Genomic DNA, 16067 nt, shown 5'->3' on the forward strand with positions numbered 1-16067 from the left:
GAAGCGGAACCTGCGTCGGTGTCACAGCTGAGTGCTTCGACGAGCGGATCCGCGGTCTCGTCGCCCGACGAGCCGCCGGACGCGCCGTCTGTCGGCTCAGTAGGACTCACGCGAAGCACCTCCTTTGGCGCGGGGGTCGAGCCACCCGTACGTCAGGTCCGCGACGGTGATGCCGATGACCATCGCGACGGTGATGAGGATGAACGCACCCATCATCAGCGGCGAATCCCGCGCGTTGATGGCCTGAATCAGGTAGAATCCGATACCGGGGTACGCGAAGATGTTCTCGATGATGACCGCGCCGCCGAAGACCGTCCCGATGGCGATCATCAGCCCGGTGTACATCGGCAGAATCGCGTTCCGAGCGACGTACCGGAGCGCGATACGGCGGGTGGGGAGCCCACGGAGCCTCGCGACCCTGAGGTAGTCCTCGCCGAGGACGCGGATACTGTTTCCGCGCATGCTCAGCGCCCATCCGCCGAACGCCACAATCGCCATCGACAGAATCGGGAGCGTCCCGTGATACAGCACGCTCGCGAGGAAGGGGACGTTGAGTCCGGGCGTCAGTTCCGAGGCGTACCGCCCGCCCGTCGGGAACAACTGAAGCCGGTAGCCTAGGAAGGCGATGAACAGCAAGGCGACGACGTAGCCCGGCGTCGAGTTGAGAACGAGCCCGACGCCCGTGCTGCCGACGTCGAACGTCGAACCCTCCTTGTAGGCCATGAACGCGCCCAGCGACACCCCGACAGTGAACGCGAGGAAGAGCGCGGTCGCCGTCAGGAACACGGTCCATGGGATGGCCGGTCCGATCACGCCTGCGACCGATTGGTCGTACCAGATCGACTGACCGAAGTCTCCCCGGAAGATGGCGGTCATGTAGTCGATGTACTGAACGTACACCGGTTCGTCGACCGCGATGTTGGTCTGGGCCGCGATTCGTCGGTTAATCTCCGCGGTCGACAGGTCGCTTCCGCCCTGTTGAATCATCTGCGCCCGGAGGTAGTCCAGCGGTCCGCCGGGGAGGAGCCTGATGAGGCCGAAGCTCGCCGACACCACCACGAAGATTGTGAGAAACGAGCGACCGAGTCGCTTGAGTACGTAGCTCATCGGTCCGCCTCACTCACCAGCCGTGGATAGTTCCGTCACGAGTTCCGCGGGCGTGACCGCCTCTCCGTCCCGGAGTTGGTCGTGGAGAACCGGCGAGTCGATCTGTTCGGGCATGTTCCAGTAGTCTGCCGCGTCGGAGCTGTCGTACAGGAACTTGAAGTGGAAGTACGGGTGCGAGTTGTCGTACGACGCCCACCCTTGCAGGGCGACCACGAAGTCGCCGTTCACGTAGTCCTGCCCCCAGTAGGCGGAGTTATCCTTCATGACGGACTCCGATTTGATACCGAACTGGTTGAGTTGGGAAACGGCGGTCTGTGCACCGGCGACCCAGTCAGAGAACCCCGACGGCCCCTTGATGGGGATGCGGAGCGGTTCGCCGTCTTTCCGCCACGTTCCGTTCTGTTTCTGGTAGCCCGCCTCTTCGAGGAGCGCGGCGGCTTTGTCGGTCTGGGACTCCCCGCGACCGTACGTCTCGAACTTGTCGAGGACGCCGTCGAGCCACGTTCCCTCGACCTGGCCGCTCAGTTCGCTCGTCAGGCCGCTCGGGTACGTGACCGCGATTTTCGAGTTAGTCCCCGCACCGGAGTTCATCGCGACGTCCTCACGGTTGATGACGTGGGCGATAGCTTTGCGAACTCGCGGGTCGGACACGGGTTCACGCTCGTGGTTGAACAGCAGGCCGAGCCCCCAGTGTCGCGGGATAAGCGACGTCTGGACGGAGTCCGGGAGTTGGTTCAACTTGTTATTGGGCATGAACAGCGTCGCCGACCCGTCAGTCTCCTCGTTGATGAGCGAGTTCCACCGGCTCTGGTTCGACGGCTTGTAGAGGTACTCCATCTCGTCGAAGTTGATGTTCGCCGCGTCCGGGTGGTCCTCGTACTTCGACACGAGCGTCCGCTGGGTGTCGGCGTCCTCGAACGTGAACGGTCCCGACCCGACCGGTTCCGAGACGACTTTACTCGTGAGCTCTCCCAACACCGAACTCCGCTCGTCGGACGACTCGGCCTCGTCGAGTCGCGTCACGAACTCGCCGTACGTCTCCTCGTGTGCGACGAGGTACTTCGGCTGGAGATATGCCAGTAAGATGTCCTCGTTGACCTGAGTCGCCAACGATATTTCGGCCGTCGACTCGTCGGGCGCGGTCACCCGGTCGGCGACGTTACCCTCGTCGTCCGGCGCGACGAACCGGCGGAGACTGCCGCCGTTGTAGATGTCGAGCTTGATCTGGTTCACCACGTCCGTCGCGGTGACGGCTGTCCCGTCGTGCCACGTCTGTCCCTCTCGCACGCTCAGGGACAACGTCTCCCCGTCGAGTTCCCAGTCCGAGACGAGGTAGCCGGAGTACTCCTGCGTCTCGAGGTTGTAGTTCATGAACCGGTCGAACAGCGTCCGACGCGGCTCCGCGAAGTTCTTGGCGTTCCATGGGTTGTACTGCGAGTCCTTCGGAACGGCCCACTGAGCCAGCGTCATCCGCTCGTCTGAACTCTCGTCCGAGGACGTCCACTCACCGTACCGCGGAAGCCAGTCAGTCGGCCAGTACGTCTGTATCTTCTCGCTGTCTTTTGACGGAACGTTCCAATCGTCGGTCGTCTGGAACGACTGTGCCAGTTTCTCCTGCAGTGGGAGCACGGGAAGCGTCTGGTTGGTGACGTACGCCAACTCTTGGATGAGCGCGAGCGACTCGCTGTCGACCTCGACCGGCGTCGTCGTTTCGGTCGCGGTGTCCGCTCCACCACCTCCGTCCTCGCTTTCAGTCGTCGTTTGAGTCGCTTGCTGTCCGCCACAGCCCGCGAGCCCCGCTGTTACCCCTGCTGCGCCGAGTGCCTGCACGAACTGACGCCGCGAAACCGGCGAACGCTCCGTGCTTCCCATGTCATCATTCGTCATGGTTCACCTACGATTGTTACACACTAGAGTAAATAATTACGGGTAGAAACCGTTCTTCGCGATTTTACTCTCCTTTAAGTGTGTTCTCGGTTACCGTCTGAGGTAGCGACGGGAGAACATCCCGCAGACACGAACAATGAACGCAATAGAACCACGCTACGGGCCCCAAGCGGCGAACGAACTCCCGAATCGAACGTTCACGAAGGCGACGCGGTACGTGTGCGGTTCGCGGTACGGACCGACCGACAGCGGTGAGGAGCAATGAGTTCCGTGGAGACGAAAGAGGCAACAGACAGTCAGTGGTGGAAGGAGGCGGTCGTCTACCAGATATATCCGAAGAGCTTCAACGACGCCGACGGCGACGGTGTCGGCGACCTTCGGGGCATCGAGCGTCGGGTCGACTACCTCGACGAACTCGGGGTCGACGCCGTCTGGCTCTGTCCCGTCTACGAGTCGCCGCAGGCGGACAACGGCTACGACATCAGCGACTACCGGTCGATACACCCCGCCTATGGCGACATGGACGACTGGAGGCGACTCCTCGATGCCCTCCACGAGCGAGATATCCGGCTCGTCATGGACCTCGTGGTCAACCATACTTCGAAAGAACACGAGTGGTTCCAGCGCTCTCGGCGGCGCGACGGGGAGTACGAGGACTACTACATCTGGCGCGACGGGAGTCCGGACGAACCGCCGAACAACTGGGAGTCGTGCTTCGGCGGCCCCGCGTGGACCTACGACGACGAACGCGAGCAGTGGTATCTTCACCTGTTCGACGAGAACCAACCCGACCTCAACTGGCGCAATCCGGCCGTCCGCGACTCCGTCTACGAGATGATGGAGTGGTGGCTCTCGCAGGGCATCGACGGCTTCCGAATGGACGTCATCAACCTCATCTCCAAGGCCGAAGACCTGCCCGACGGCGAGCCGGGGGCGGGACAAACCGGTACAGAGCACTTCTTCAACGGGCCGAACATCCACGAGTACCTCCGAGAGATGCGCGACCGAGTGCTCTCGGACGATTCGCTCTTGACCATCGGCGAGACGCCGGGTGTCGGCGTCGACGACGCCAAGGAGTACGTCGGCTCGGACGGGAGCGGTCTCTCGATGGTGTTCCAGTTCGAACACGTCACGTTCGACCACGACGGGCACAAGTGGAACGCCGGTAACTGGTCGCTCGCCGAGTTCAAAGAGGTCCTCTCGAAGTGGCAGACCGGCCTCGAAGACGACGGGTGGAACAGCGTCTACCTGAACAACCACGACCAGCCGCGGATGGTCTCTCGGTTCGGCGACGACGGCGACTATCGCCGCGAGTCGGCGAAACTCCTCGGAACGCTCACCCACACGCTCCAGGGGACGCCGTTCATCTATCAGGGCGAGGAGATCGGGATGACGAACGCCTCGTTCGCGTCTCCGGACGACCTCCGAGACGTCGAGTCGCTGAACTTCATCGAGGAATCCCTCGAACGAAGTGACGTCCAGTCCTACGAGGACGTTCGGGACGCCATCGAGTACGTCGGCCGGGACAACGCCCGCACGCCGATGCAGTGGTCGGACGACCCGAATGCCGGATTCACCGAGGGCGAGCCGTGGATACAGTGCAACTCGAACTACGAGACGGTCAACGTGGAGCGGGCCCGCGCGGACGAGGACTCGGTCTTACACTACTACCGCGACCTCATCGAACTGCGCGACGAGCGCGACGTCTTGGTGTACGGCGAGTTCGAACTCCTCCTCCCCGACCACCCCGCCGTCTTCGCGTACACGCGAACGCTCGGCGATGAACGCGGTCTGGTGGTCCTCAACTTCGAATCGGAACCAGTCGAGTTCGTGGTGCCAGCGGATGTCGCCCTCGACGGGCTCGAACTCGCCATCGCGAACGCCGACGCTCCGACCGTGCCGAGCGACTCGTTCGAACTCGGGCCGTACGAGGCCCGCGTCTACCTCACGCCGACACAGCACACCTAGACACGATGACGACACACGACTCCCAGACGATAGCACTGCCCCGAGACACGAACGTCGACCGAGCGTGGTGGAAGGAGGCGGTCGTCTACCAGATCTACCCACGAAGCTTCAACGACAGCGACGGTACTGGTGTCGGCGATATCCCCGGCATCACCGAAAAAGCGGACTACCTCGACGAATTAGGTGTCGACGTCGTCTGGCTCTGTCCGGTGTACGACTCGCCGAACGCCGACAACGGCTACGACATCCGCGACTACCGCTCGATAATGGACGAGTTCGGGACGATGACGGACTGGGAAGCGCTCCGCGACGCCCTCCACGAACGAGACATCCGCCTCATCATGGACCTCGTCGTCAACCACACCTCGAAACAACACGTGTGGTTCCAGAAGTCCCGGCGTTGCGAGGACGGCTACGAAGACTATTATCACTGGCAAGACGGCGACCCTGACGAACCGCCGAACAACTGGCAGTCGATTTTCGGCGGCCCCGCCTGGTCCTACGACGAGGAACGCGGACAGTGGTACCTCCACCTCTTCGACCCCGAACAACCGGACCTGAACTGGCGCAACCCCGACGTCCGAGACGCCGTCGCGGACGTGGTCACGTGGTGGCTCGAAAAGGGTATCGACGGCTTTCGCCTCGACGCCATCGACCACCTCTCGAAGGCCGACGGATACCCCGACGGGGACTCCGACGAACCGATTACCGGGCTGGAACACTTCAGCCACGGCCCTCGCCTTCGCGAGTATCTTACTGAACTCGCGACGGCGTTCGAGGGATACGACACGATGACCGTCGGTGAGATGGGGGGCGCAGACATTGAGCAGGTGGACGAGTACACCGGTGAGGGCGGGCTCAACACGGTCTTCCAGTTCGAGCACATGGGGGTCACCGCCGGGCCGGACGGCCCGTGGGACCCGGAACAGTTCGGCGAGTGGGACCTCACTGATCTCAAGGAGATTATCGGTCAGCAGCAGGGCGAAATCGACTGGCCGGCGCTCTTCTTCGGGAATCACGACCAGCCCCGACTCGTTTCCCACTTCGGCGACGACGAGGCGTATCGCGAAGAGAGCGCGAAACTCGTCGCGACGTTCCTCTTGACGCTTCGCGGAACGCCGTACATCTATCAGGGCGAAGAGATTGGCATGACGAACGACGTGTTTTCGAGCCTCGACGAACTCGACGACCCGATGACCGTCGGCATCGTCGAGGAACTTCTCGAAGAGGGTGCTATCGATACCTACGACGACGCCGCGGACCTCGTTAACCACCGAAGCCGAGACCACGCCCGCACACCGATGCAGTGGTCGGACGAACCGAACGCGGGGTTCACCACCGGCGACCCGTGGTTCGCCGCCAACGAGAACTACACCGACATCAACGTCGAATCGTCACTCACCGACCCGGACTCCGTCTGGAACCACTACCGGCGGCTTATCGACCTCCGCCACGACGAAGACGCGTTCGTCTACGGTGAGTACGACGACTTGCTCCCGGACGACGAGCAGCTATACGCGTATACGCGAACGCTCGGCGACGAGCGGATGCTGGTCGTTCTCAACTGGTCCGACGACACCGCGACCCTCGACGACCTCGTGGTGGAGACGAGCCACGCCGAAGTGGTGCTCAGTAACTACGACGGCGTTTCCGACGACCCGTCCGCCGGGTCGTTCGACCCCTACGAGGCGACGGTCTACCGAGTCGGTTCCACCTGAGGGACGCCGAACCGGCGCTCCCGTCTCTCTGTTCTCACTCGCGTTCTCTGAGTAGCGGGTCGCAGGCGAAACACACGCGATACTAGAGGATGTGTCGTGTCGACTCAGCGCGGTAGTGAGATGGTGGCTCAGTTGTAACGTGTCATCACAAGGGGCTGAGTGGGGGTAACCTTCGTCATCGCCACCGTGTCGCCGTCAGAGTCGGACGCTCAAGAATCCACCCTTTTCGGCCCGCGGGACGGCGGTGGCGACGGTGGCGGCGGTGACGACTGGCGACGACCTCCCCCCACGAGTCCGAACTCCCGCCTCAGCCGTCCCACTCGGCGAGCGCGGCGTGTTCTTCCGCAATCGTAGAAACCGCATCGGCGTCCAACACGCCGCCTTCGGTGACGACGCCCGAGAGCAGGTCCGCGGGGACCACCTCGAAAAGTGGGTTCTCGGTTCCTATCTCGGCCTCGCCGTCGTACAGTCTCCCGGCGTCCTCGCCGAGGACGCGGTCGTCGCCGCGAATCTTGTCGCGGGCGCAGACGGCGAAGACGGGGACGTCGGCGCGGGCGGCCGCGAGCGCCACGGGGAGGCTTCCGACCTTGTTGACGACGCCGCCGGACGCGAGCACGGAGTCGGCCCCGAGGAGGACGGCGTCGGCTTCGCCGCCCGCGACGAGTCCGGGGAGCGCCGCGTCGGTCGTCAGCGTCACGCTGAGTCCCAGACGGACGAGTCGCTCCGCGACGCCGACGCCCTCGCCGCCCGGTCGGGACTCGGAGACGAGGACACTCGCCCCGGCGGATTCGAGCGCCGCGAGGACCGTCCCCGACCGCGAGAGCGTGGCGATTCGGTCGAACCCGCGCTCCCGGACGAGTTCGGCGGCGCTGGCGGCCGCCGAGTCGTCAGCCTCTGCCGCGGCGTCGATGGCCGCCTCGGCCCGTCGGCGGACCGATTCGGGGTCAGTCTCCGAGTCGGCCATGACGCGGTTGACGCGGTTCTCGACGGCGGCCATGCTCGGGCGGGCGTCGCGGAGTCGCCGGGCGACCGACGCGACCGCGTCCCGCGAGTCCGCCTCGGCGGCGGCGTCGCGCAGGACTTCGAGCGCCCGGAGCGAAATCCACGCCGAGCCGTGGGTCTCGTCGGCGGCGACGGTCTCGACCGCGGGTGCGACCCGGCGGTAGGCCGTCCACAGTCCGGGGACCGTCTCGCGGTCCCGAATCGCGGTCGGGTGGACCCACTCGACCGCGGCGAGTTCCTCGTTCGGGTCGACGCCGCGGCTCCGCGCGTCGAACAGGAACGGGTGGACGGTCCACTCGCGGCCGTCGTCGGCGACGGAGACGGGCGTTCCCGCGCGGACGAGGTCGGCGTCGGCCTCGCGGACGCCGAGTTCCTCGGCGAGTTCGCGTCGGGCGTCGCGCTCGGCGTCGTCGGGGTCGCCCTCGACGTAGCCCGAGACGCCGGCCCAGCGGCACTGGTACGTTCCGACCGCCTCGCTCCGGCGGGCGAGGAGGACGCGGCCGCCGTTTCGGAGGAAGACGGTGACGACGTGTGGCATATCCAGACTTACGTCCGCGACTGACAAAACGACTATTCAGGCCGGTCGCGTGGTGTCGGTATGCGACTCGCTATCCTGAGCGACACGCACGTTCCGGGGCGGGCCGACGGGATTCCGGGGTGGGTCGAAGACCGGGTCCGCTCGGCCGACCTCGTGATTCACGCGGGCGACTTCGACTCGCCGGACACCCTCGACCGCCTCCGCGACCTCTCGGCGCGGTTCGTCGGCGTCCGCGGGAACATCGACCCGCCGGCCATCGACCTCCCGTTCGTCGAGGTCGCGGAGGTCGACGGACTCACGTTCGTCGTCACCCACGGCACGGGCACGAGAACGGGCTACGAGTCCCGCGTCGCCGACGCGGTCAGGGACGCCGCGGGCGACGGCGCGGTCGGCGTCGCGGGCCACATCCACGAGGTGGTCGACGAAGTGGTCGACGGCATCCGCGTCCTCAACCCCGGCACGGCGACGGCGGCCAACCCGGGCGACGACGCCACGATGATGGTCGGCTCGGTCGTCGACGGCTCGCTGTCGGTCGAAGTCGTCCGCGACGACTGAACTCGGCGCAGTCGGCGTGTCGTCGCTCCCCGAACCGCTCTCCGGTCGACCGCCTGCGATACCGGCCCGGTTCGCCAGCATCCCGTCGTTTTTCACCGCCCTCGCCTTCCGACTCGGTATGGAGCTGTTTCCCGTCCCCGACGTGCCCGAGGTCCGCGAGGGCGACGACCTCGCCGCCCTCGTCTCGGAGCGCGTCGACCTTCGGCCCGACGACGTGGTCTGCGTCGCCTCTACCGTCGTCTCGAAGGCCGAAGGGCGGTTCGCCGACCTCGACGACTTCCCGGCCGGCCCGCGGGCGCGCGAACTCGCCGCCCGCCTCGCCGAACTGACCGGCGACGAGAAGGACCCGCGGTTCGCGCAGGCGGTCCTCGAAGAGAGCGTCGACCTCGTCATGTCGGAGCCGTTCCTCCTGACCGAGACGCGGTTCGGCCACGTCGGCGTCAACGCCGGCATCGACCGCTCGAACGTCCCCGACCACGACCTGCTGTTGCTCCCGAAGCGCCCGAGCGAGTCGGCCGAGCGCATCCGCGCCGGCGTCGACGCCGACCGAGTCGTCGTCACCGACACCTGCGGCCGGCCGTTCCGACACGGGCAGCGCGGCGTCGCCATCGGCTGGGCGGGGCTGAGCGCCTCGCGCGACTGGCGCGGCGAGGCCGACCGCGACGGCCGCGAGCTCGGCGTCACCGTCGAGAGCGTCGTGGACGAACTCGCCGCGGCCGCGAACCTCGTGCAGGGCGAGGGCGACGGCGGCACGCCCGTCGTCGTCGTCCGCGGCTTCGAGTGGGGCGACCACGGCGAGAGCGACGCCCACTTCCGCGACATCGACGGCGACTTCGTGCGACAGGCGCTCCGCGAGTGGCGCTACGACCCCTGACGACTCGCTCCACCATTCCACGCTCACACCACGCTCACACCATGCTCGGACTCGAACTCACCCCGGAACATCCCGTCGACGACCTCGTCGAACTGGGCACGCAGGCGGAACGCGAGGGCTACGACTCCCTGTTCGTCTCGTGTCACTACAACAACCGCGACCCCTTCGCGGTCCTCGCGCGGCTCGCGGCCGAGACCGACGACATCCGCCTCGGCCCCGGCGTCGCCAACCCCTACGAGCTACACCCCGTGACGCTCGCCGGCAAGGTGGCGACCGTCGCCGAGGCATCCGGCGGCCGCGGCCTCCTCGGCATCGGCCCCGGCGACCCCTCGACGCTCCGCAACCTCGGCCTCGAAGACGAGCGCGGCCTCCGCTCCGTGCTGGAGGCGTTCAAGGTCGCACAGCGGCTCTGGGACGGCGAGCGCGTCACCCACGACGGCACGTTCGAGGCGACCGACGCCGGCCTCAACTTCGACGTGCCCGGCGAGGTGCCGGTGTACGTCGGCGGCGAGGGGCCGCACATGTGTCGCATGGCCGGCAAGCACGCAGACGGCCTGCTGTTCAACGGCTCGCATCCCGACGACCTCGCGTGGGCCAGAGAACAGGTCGATATCGGCGTCGAGGACCGCCCCGACTCGCGCGGCGAGTTCACCCTCGCCGCCTACGCCAGCGTCTCCGTCTCGGAAGACGAGGACGCGGCTCGCGAGGCCGCCCGCCCGCCGGTCGCCTTTATCACCGCGGGGGCGGCCCCGCCGGTCCTCGACAGACACGGCATCGACGCCGAGCGCGCGGGCGACATCGGCGAGAAGATTTCCGCCGGCGCGTTCTCCGAGGCGTTCGGCCTCGTCACGCCGGCGATGATAGACGCCTTCTCGATGGCCGGCACGCCGGACGACGTGGCCGACCGGATGGACGCGGTGCTCGAACACGCTGACGGCGTCGTGGTCGGGTCGCCGGTCGGCCCCGACCTCGAAGAAGCGATTACTCTCGCTGCGGCGGCCTACCGGTCGACGAGCCGACGCCGATGATGCCGAGTTCCGCGCCGAGCGCGCCGACGACGAGATAGGCGAACGCGCCGACGGCGAGGAGGATGAAGATGTTGCCGAAGAGGAAACTCACCGTGGAAAGCGGGTCGCTCAGCGCCACGTCGGCGAAGGTCACCACCAGTTCGAGGACGCTCGTGAGGAGCGCGATGACGAAGTCCGTGAGTGTTGCCATGCGCGACTCTCGGGATTCGGGGGTATTGATTGTGTGGGTTTCGCACGGCGCTCGCCCCGTCCGGTGAGCCGCTCGCCGCCCCGCGGTTCGCGGCGGCCGTCAGCGGCGCGGCTCGGTCGGCACCGATAAGGACCGCGCCCACGGACGCTGAGTCATGCCGAACCGCTCGCTCGACGACTTCGCCGGCGGCGACGACGGAGCGGCCGACGAACCGACGGTCGACGACGACGCTGACGGTTCCGACGTCGCGGACGACGCCGTTGATTCTGCCGACGCCGACGACGCCGTCGATTCCGACGCCCCCGACGACCGCGACGTGAGCACGCTCGCCACGTACCGATGGACCCCCGAAGCCACGCCGTGCCCCCAGTGCGGCGAGTCGGTGCAAAAGCGGTGGCTCGACGGCGACGAGTACGTCTGTCTCGACTGCAAGGACTGGTAGCGACCGGGCGCGCCACGCTGGTCGCTACGTCGTATTCATCTCCCCACCAGCAACCGCGCCACTTCGAACGACGGCGACGGGGTGGCTCGGCAAGGTTGCTCCCGCCGAGCGCTACCCGAGCCGGCCGCTTCGCCGGCCGAACCCGCGGACGAACGTCTCCTCGTCGATGGCGAGCACCGTGGGTCGGCCGTGCGGACAGGTGTAGGGCGTCTCGCACGACCCGAGTCGCTCGACTACCCGCGCGGCCTCGTCGTCGGTGAGGTCGTCGCCCGCTTTAATCGACGGATGGCACGCGAGGTCTTTGAGGAGTTCGTCCCGCGGGTCGGCGTCGTCGCCGGCGGCGACATCGGCCACCACGTCCGCGAGCGCGTCCGGGGCGAACGGCCGGCCGAGCGGCGCGGGCACGGCCTCGACGCGGTAGGTTCCGGACCCGCTCCCGCTCCTGCTCCCGTCGCCGAACTCGGCGACGCGGAAACCCAGTTTCTCCACGAGGTCGCGGTTCGCGTCGAGGAGCGCCGCGTCGGTCGGCGACAGCGAGACGGTCGCCGGCGGGTCGACGGAGAGGGCGTCGATGCCCGCCGACTCGACCGCCTCGCGGAGTCGCTCGTAGTTGATGCGCTCGTGGGCCGCGTGCTGGTCGACGACGAGGAGTTCGTCGCCGGCCTCACAGAGCAGGTACAGGCCGCGGAAGCGCCCGATGACGCGGAGGTCGTCGAACACCGACGCGGCCTCGACGGGCGCGAGCGAGCTATCGAGGTCCATCGCCACCTCGCCGCTCCGCCGGAGGTCCGCGGTCGAGAGCGCGTCGCGGACGCTCGACTCGACCGCCTCGGCGACCGCGTCGGCGTCTCTGAAGCCCACCTCGTCCTTCGCGGGGTGGACGTTGTGGTCGACCCACGCGGGCGGTAGACGGAGTCGGACGACGCCGACCGGTTCGCGTCCGTCGGGAAGCAGCGTCCCGTAGCCGTCGGCGACCGCCCGGCGGAGCCGCGGTTCGGCGAGGGCGCGGCCGTTGACCGAGACGTGGACGTGGTCGCGTCGGGAGCGCGTCACCTCCGGGTGACAGAGCGCGGCGTCGACCTCGACCGTGGCCGTCTCGCCGGCCGCCGAGACCTCTCGCGCCGAGTCGAACGTCGAGGCGTGGCTCGCGGCGTCGCGGCCGTACACCGCCAAGAGCGCGTCGGCGAAGCGGTCGGTGCCGGGCGTCGCGAGCGTCTCCCGGCCGTCGTGTCGCAGGACGAACCGCACGTCCGGCCGCGTGAGCGCGTAGCGCGTGACGACCGCCGAGACGCGGGCGAACTCGGCTTTCGGCGACGCGAGCGACTTCTTCCGGGCCGGGCGGTCCGAAAAGAGGCCGGTCACTTCGACCGTCGTCCCGCGCGCCCGACCCGCGGGCGAGACGGTCTTGTCGTGTTCGCCGTCGGTCGCGTCCCCGCCGCCGTCGACGACGACTCGCGTCCCGCGCGGGCCGCCGTCGTTCGTCGTCAGTTCGAGTCGGGCGGCGGCCGCGGCGATGCTCGGGAGCGCCTCGCCCCGGAAGCCGAGCGTCTCGACGGTTTCGAGGTCGTCGGCCGCCGAGAGCTTGCTCGTCGTGTGCCGCTCGACCGCGAGGGCGGCGTCAGACTCGGCCATCCCGCGGCCGTCGTCGGCGACGCGGATTCGGTCGGTCCCGTCGCCGTCGACCTCGATTTCGACGGTCTCCGCGCCGGCGTCGAGGGCGTTTTCCACCAGTTCGACCGCGACGCTCGCGGGGCGGGCGACGACCTCGCCGGCGGCGATTTTCGAGCGCGTCCCCGGGTCGAGTCGGCGAATCATTCGAGCTTCCCTTTGAGGTCCGACAGGAGGTTCAGCGCCTCCAGCGGCGTGGTGTCCGCGAGGTCGGCCTCGCGGAGCGCCTCGGCGACGGCTTCGAGTTCGGGGGTCGGTTCGGCCGTCGCGGTCGTCGCAGTTGCTCGGTTCGGACTCTCGCTCTCTCGGTGGCCGTTCTCTAACCCATCGACGTAGGCCGCGAGCGTGCCGTCTTCGGCGGCCTCGGCGACCTCGCCGTTCGCGGCGGCGACGCCATCGCCTTCGGTGTCGTTCGCGCTCTCGGGGTCAGTCTCGTCCACGAGGTCCCGAGCGCGCGCCACGACGCTCGCCGGCACGCCGGCCAACTGCGCCACTTCGACCCCGTAAGACGACGAGGAGGGGCCGTCGGCGACGCTGTGGAGGAACGTGACTTCGCCGTCGCGCCGCGCGGCGGTGAAGTGGAGGTTGAACACGCCCTCGCGGTCGTCGGCCGCGTCGGTGAGGTCGTGGTAGTGGGTCGCAAAGAGCGTCGTCGCGCCGACCTCGTCGTGCAGGAACTCGGTGGCCGCGCGGGCGATGGCGAGGCCGTCGGCGGTGGAGGTGCCGCGGCCGACCTCGTCGAGGAGGACGAGCGAGTCGCCGGTGGCGTTGTGGAGGATTTCGGTCAGTTCGCTCATCTCGCGCATGAACGTCGACTGCCCGCCCGCGATGTCGTCGGACGCGCCGATGCGGGTGAACACGCGGTCGAGGACCGGCAGTCGGGCCGACGCTGCGGGGACGAAGCTCCCGACCTGCGCGAGGACGCAGCCGAGCGCGACCTGCCGCATGTACGTCGATTTCCCGGACATGTTGGGGCCGGTGACGAGCGCGACGCTCCCCCGCGGGAGGTCGGCGGGGTTCGGCACGAACTCGTCCTGTGCACGCTCGACGACGGGGTGTCTGCCGCCGTCGATGTGGATACCGCCGTGCTCGTCGGTCGGGCCGGCCGCGTGGAACTCGGGGCGGGCGTAGTCGTTCGCGACCGCCACGTCCGCGAGGGTTCGGAGCACGTCGAGGTCGGCGAGGGCGTCGGCGACGGCCTGAATCCGGGCGGACTCGGTCGCCACGTCGGCGCGAACCTCGCAGAACAGGTCGTATTCGAGGGCGTCGGCGCGGTCCGAGGCGCGGAGAATCTCGTCTTCGCGCTCCTTCAGTTCGGGCGTGTAGAACCGCTCTGAGTTCTTCAGCGTCTGGCGGCGCCGGTAGTCGTCGGGGACGCGGTCGAGGTTCGGATTCGTCACCTCGATGTAGTAGCCGTGGACCTGGTTGTAGCCGACCTCCAGCGAGTCGATACCGGTGCGTTCCTGCTCGCGGGCTTCGAGGTTCGACACCCACTCGCGGCCCGCCTCGGCGGTGCCGCGGATGTCGTCCAGCTCGGCGTCGAAGCCGTCGGCGATGACGCCGCCTTCCGTAATCTCCTGGGGCGGGTCGGAGACGATTGCGTCGCCGACGAGGTCGCGCACGTCTTCGAGTTCGTCCAGCGAGTCGCGGAGGTCCGCGAGGAGGTCGGAACCGGTTCCGGCGAGCGCCTCGCGGACCTTCGGAACCCGGTCGAGCGTCGTCTTCAGGGAGCGCAGGTCGCGGGCGTCGGCGCGCTCGCGGGAGACGCGGGCGACCAGCCGTTCGAGGTCGTACACCGACGAGAGGTGCTCTCGGAGGTCGGCGCGGGCGAGCGCGCCGTCGCAGAGGGCGTCAACGGCGTCCAGTCGCGCCTCGATTTCGTCGCGGTCGACGAGCGGGCGGCGGAGCCACGCCTCGAGTCGGCGGCGGCCGAGCGCGCAGGCCGTCTCGTCGAGGACCGAAAACAGCGTGCTTCCGGCGCGGGCGCTCCGCGACTCGAACAGTTCGAGGCTCCGGATGGCCGTCGCGTCGAGTTGGAGGAACTCGCGGGGGTCGAACCGCGTGACGCGGGTGACGTACTCTAGCGTCGAGTCGCCCTGCGCGTACTCGGCGTAGGCGAGCGCCGCGCCGACCGCCCGGAGTTCGGCGTCCGATTCGACCACGGCGTCCGGCCGGGGCGCGTACGCCGACAGCGTCTCGCGGGCCGCGTCGGCGTCGAACGCCCCCGGTTCGAACGGCGTCTCCATCGGGTCGAACGAGAGGTCCGGGAGGTCGCAGTCGGGGCCGACGACGAGTTCGGCGGGCGCGAGGCGCTCCAGTTCTTCGAGCGCCAGCGCGCGGTCCGCCCCGGTGACGAGGCACTCGCCGGTCGACACGTCCACGACGGCGAGGCCGTAGGTGTCGGCGTCGTCCTCGGCGTCGCTGTCGCGGCTCTCGACGTCGCCGCCGCCTCGGGCGACCGCGCCGAGGTAGGTCGCCCGCCCGGCGTCGAGCAGTTCCTCGTCGACGACGGTGCCGGGCGTGATGAGTTGGGTGACGGCGCGGTCAACGAGCCCGGACGCCTCCTCGGCGTCTTCGACTTGTTCCGCGAGCGCGACCCGGTAGCCGGCGTCGAGCAGGCGTTCGAGGTAGCCCGCGGCGTTGTCGATGGGGATGCCCGCCATCGGCCACGTCCCGGTGGAGTCCTCGCGCTGGGTCAGCGTCACCTCGCAGGTGCGGGCGACGGCCTCCGCCGCGCCGCAGAACGCCTCGTAGAAGTCGCCGACCTGAAACAGCACGACGGCGTCGTCGTGTTCCGCACAGAGGTCGGCGTACTGCGAGAGCATCGGCGTCAGGTCGTCCCGCACTTCCAGCATCTCCGGCGGCGCGCCGTACACCGCCTCCCGCTGGGCGTCCGCGTTCATACCCACACCCGGGTCGCCGAGCGATAAAAACGCCCGGGAACGGCCCGAGAACGGCCCGGTCGACGGCCGTCCGCTCGCTCGCCGCCCGCGGTTGACTCGTGCACACACCCAGCAAGGTTAGGTAGACTGAAGCAATAATAGCACACAGAGACCCGTCGTCCCTCTCGGCACGGTCGGCGGGTAATCC

Annotated in this window: 12 protein-coding genes; 6 read left to right on the forward strand and 6 right to left on the reverse strand. The window is 67.9% G+C overall.

What is annotated here, in order from left to right:
• Positions 1-96: 96 nt before the first annotated feature.
• Both ABY42_RS09390 and ABY42_RS09395 read right to left on the reverse strand, forming a co-directional pair.
• Positions 97-1107, reverse strand: a complete 1011-nt coding sequence (locus tag ABY42_RS09390; RefSeq protein WP_050459288.1) for an ABC transporter permease — start codon at positions 1105-1107, stop codon at positions 97-99.
• Positions 1108-1116: 9 nt separating this feature from the next.
• Positions 1117-2994: an ABC transporter substrate-binding protein gene (locus ABY42_RS09395; protein WP_050459289.1), complete on the reverse strand. Its 1878-nt coding sequence runs from the start codon at positions 2992-2994 to the stop codon at positions 1117-1119.
• A 261-nt stretch (positions 2995-3255) separates the two neighbouring features.
• Between ABY42_RS09395 and ABY42_RS09400 the strand changes: the two genes are divergently transcribed.
• Both ABY42_RS09400 and ABY42_RS09405 read left to right on the forward strand, forming a co-directional pair.
• Positions 3256-4962 (forward strand): glycoside hydrolase family 13 protein, encoded by a 1707-nt coding sequence (locus ABY42_RS09400; protein WP_050459290.1) that lies wholly within the window; start codon positions 3256-3258, stop codon positions 4960-4962.
• Between the two features lie 5 nt (positions 4963-4967).
• Entirely contained in the window at positions 4968-6680 is a 1713-nt protein-coding gene (locus ABY42_RS09405) for a glycoside hydrolase family 13 protein (protein ID WP_050459291.1), read from the forward strand.
• Between the two features lie 307 nt (positions 6681-6987).
• Here ABY42_RS09405 and ABY42_RS09410 read toward each other — a convergent pair whose 3' ends face one another.
• The gene (locus ABY42_RS09410) at positions 6988-8220 is read right to left on the reverse strand and encodes an NUDIX domain-containing protein (RefSeq protein ID WP_050459292.1); all 1233 of its coding nucleotides are present in this window, start codon (positions 8218-8220) and stop codon (positions 6988-6990) included.
• A 60-nt stretch (positions 8221-8280) separates the two neighbouring features.
• Between ABY42_RS09410 and ABY42_RS09415 the strand changes: the two genes are divergently transcribed.
• The 3 genes from ABY42_RS09415 (at position 8281) to ABY42_RS09425 (ending at position 10677) form a co-directional block, all read left to right on the forward strand.
• The gene (locus ABY42_RS09415) at positions 8281-8775 is read left to right on the forward strand and encodes a metallophosphoesterase family protein (protein ID WP_004976330.1); all 495 of its coding nucleotides are present in this window, start codon (positions 8281-8283) and stop codon (positions 8773-8775) included.
• A gap of 118 nt (positions 8776-8893) precedes the next feature.
• Positions 8894-9649, forward strand: coding sequence for a coenzyme F420-0:L-glutamate ligase (locus tag ABY42_RS09420; RefSeq protein WP_050459293.1), 756 nt, complete (start codon positions 8894-8896; stop codon positions 9647-9649).
• 41 nt (positions 9650-9690) lie between these two features.
• Positions 9691-10677 carry a 5,10-methylenetetrahydromethanopterin reductase gene (locus ABY42_RS09425; protein WP_004976327.1) on the forward strand — a complete coding sequence of 329 codons (987 nt, stop codon included), beginning with the start codon at positions 9691-9693 and terminating at the stop codon, positions 10675-10677.
• On the opposite strand, the gene ABY42_RS09430 is transcribed toward ABY42_RS09425, so the two are convergent.
• Positions 10631-10867, reverse strand: coding sequence for a hypothetical protein (locus tag ABY42_RS09430; protein WP_004976326.1), 237 nt, complete (start codon positions 10865-10867; stop codon positions 10631-10633). The genes ABY42_RS09425 and ABY42_RS09430 overlap by 47 nt on opposite strands.
• 154 nt (positions 10868-11021) lie before the next feature.
• On the opposite strand from ABY42_RS09430, the gene ABY42_RS09435 reads away from it, so the two are divergent.
• Positions 11022-11309 carry a DUF7573 domain-containing protein gene (locus ABY42_RS09435; protein WP_050459294.1) on the forward strand — a complete coding sequence of 96 codons (288 nt, stop codon included), beginning with the start codon at positions 11022-11024 and terminating at the stop codon, positions 11307-11309.
• A 111-nt stretch (positions 11310-11420) separates the two neighbouring features.
• Here the strand turns inward: ABY42_RS09435 and mutL are convergent, their stop codons facing one another.
• Together mutL and mutS are read right to left on the reverse strand one after the other, a co-directional pair.
• Positions 11421-13124: a DNA mismatch repair endonuclease MutL gene (mutL, locus tag ABY42_RS09440; protein ID WP_050459297.1), complete on the reverse strand. Its 1704-nt coding sequence runs from the start codon at positions 13122-13124 to the stop codon at positions 11421-11423.
• Positions 13121-15880 carry a DNA mismatch repair protein MutS gene (mutS, locus tag ABY42_RS09445; protein ID WP_050459298.1) on the reverse strand — a complete coding sequence of 920 codons (2760 nt, stop codon included), beginning with the start codon at positions 15878-15880 and terminating at the stop codon, positions 13121-13123. The genes mutL and mutS overlap by 4 nt, the downstream gene beginning before the upstream one ends.
• Positions 15881-16067: the final 187 nt, after the last annotated feature.

Source organism: Haloferax gibbonsii, assembly GCF_001190965.1.
Lineage (GTDB): Archaea > Halobacteriota > Halobacteria > Halobacteriales > Haloferacaceae > Haloferax > Haloferax gibbonsii.

Excerpts from the sequence above, each read along its gene's own strand:
- ABY42_RS09390 (WP_050459288.1), bottom strand. The coding sequence starts at position 1,107 with ATGAGCTACGTACTCAAGCGACTCGGTCGCTCGTTTCTCACAATCTTC.
- ABY42_RS09395 (WP_050459289.1), bottom strand. The coding sequence starts at position 2,994 with ATGACGAATGATGACATGGGAAGCACGGAGCGTTCGCCGGTTTCGCGG.
- ABY42_RS09400 (WP_050459290.1), top strand. The coding sequence starts at position 3,256 with ATGAGTTCCGTGGAGACGAAAGAGGCAACAGACAGTCAGTGGTGGAAG.
- ABY42_RS09405 (WP_050459291.1), top strand. The coding sequence starts at position 4,968 with ATGACGACACACGACTCCCAGACGATAGCACTGCCCCGAGACACGAAC.
- ABY42_RS09410 (WP_050459292.1), bottom strand. The coding sequence starts at position 8,220 with ATGCCACACGTCGTCACCGTCTTCCTCCGAAACGGCGGCCGCGTCCTC.
- ABY42_RS09415 (WP_004976330.1), top strand. The coding sequence starts at position 8,281 with ATGCGACTCGCTATCCTGAGCGACACGCACGTTCCGGGGCGGGCCGAC.
- ABY42_RS09420 (WP_050459293.1), top strand. The coding sequence starts at position 8,894 with ATGGAGCTGTTTCCCGTCCCCGACGTGCCCGAGGTCCGCGAGGGCGAC.
- ABY42_RS09425 (WP_004976327.1), top strand. The coding sequence starts at position 9,691 with ATGCTCGGACTCGAACTCACCCCGGAACATCCCGTCGACGACCTCGTC.
- ABY42_RS09430 (WP_004976326.1), bottom strand. The coding sequence starts at position 10,867 with ATGGCAACACTCACGGACTTCGTCATCGCGCTCCTCACGAGCGTCCTC.
- ABY42_RS09435 (WP_050459294.1), top strand. The coding sequence starts at position 11,022 with ATGCCGAACCGCTCGCTCGACGACTTCGCCGGCGGCGACGACGGAGCG.
- mutL (WP_050459297.1), bottom strand. The coding sequence starts at position 13,124 with ATGATTCGCCGACTCGACCCGGGGACGCGCTCGAAAATCGCCGCCGGC.
- mutS (WP_050459298.1), bottom strand. The coding sequence starts at position 15,880 with ATGAACGCGGACGCCCAGCGGGAGGCGGTGTACGGCGCGCCGCCGGAG.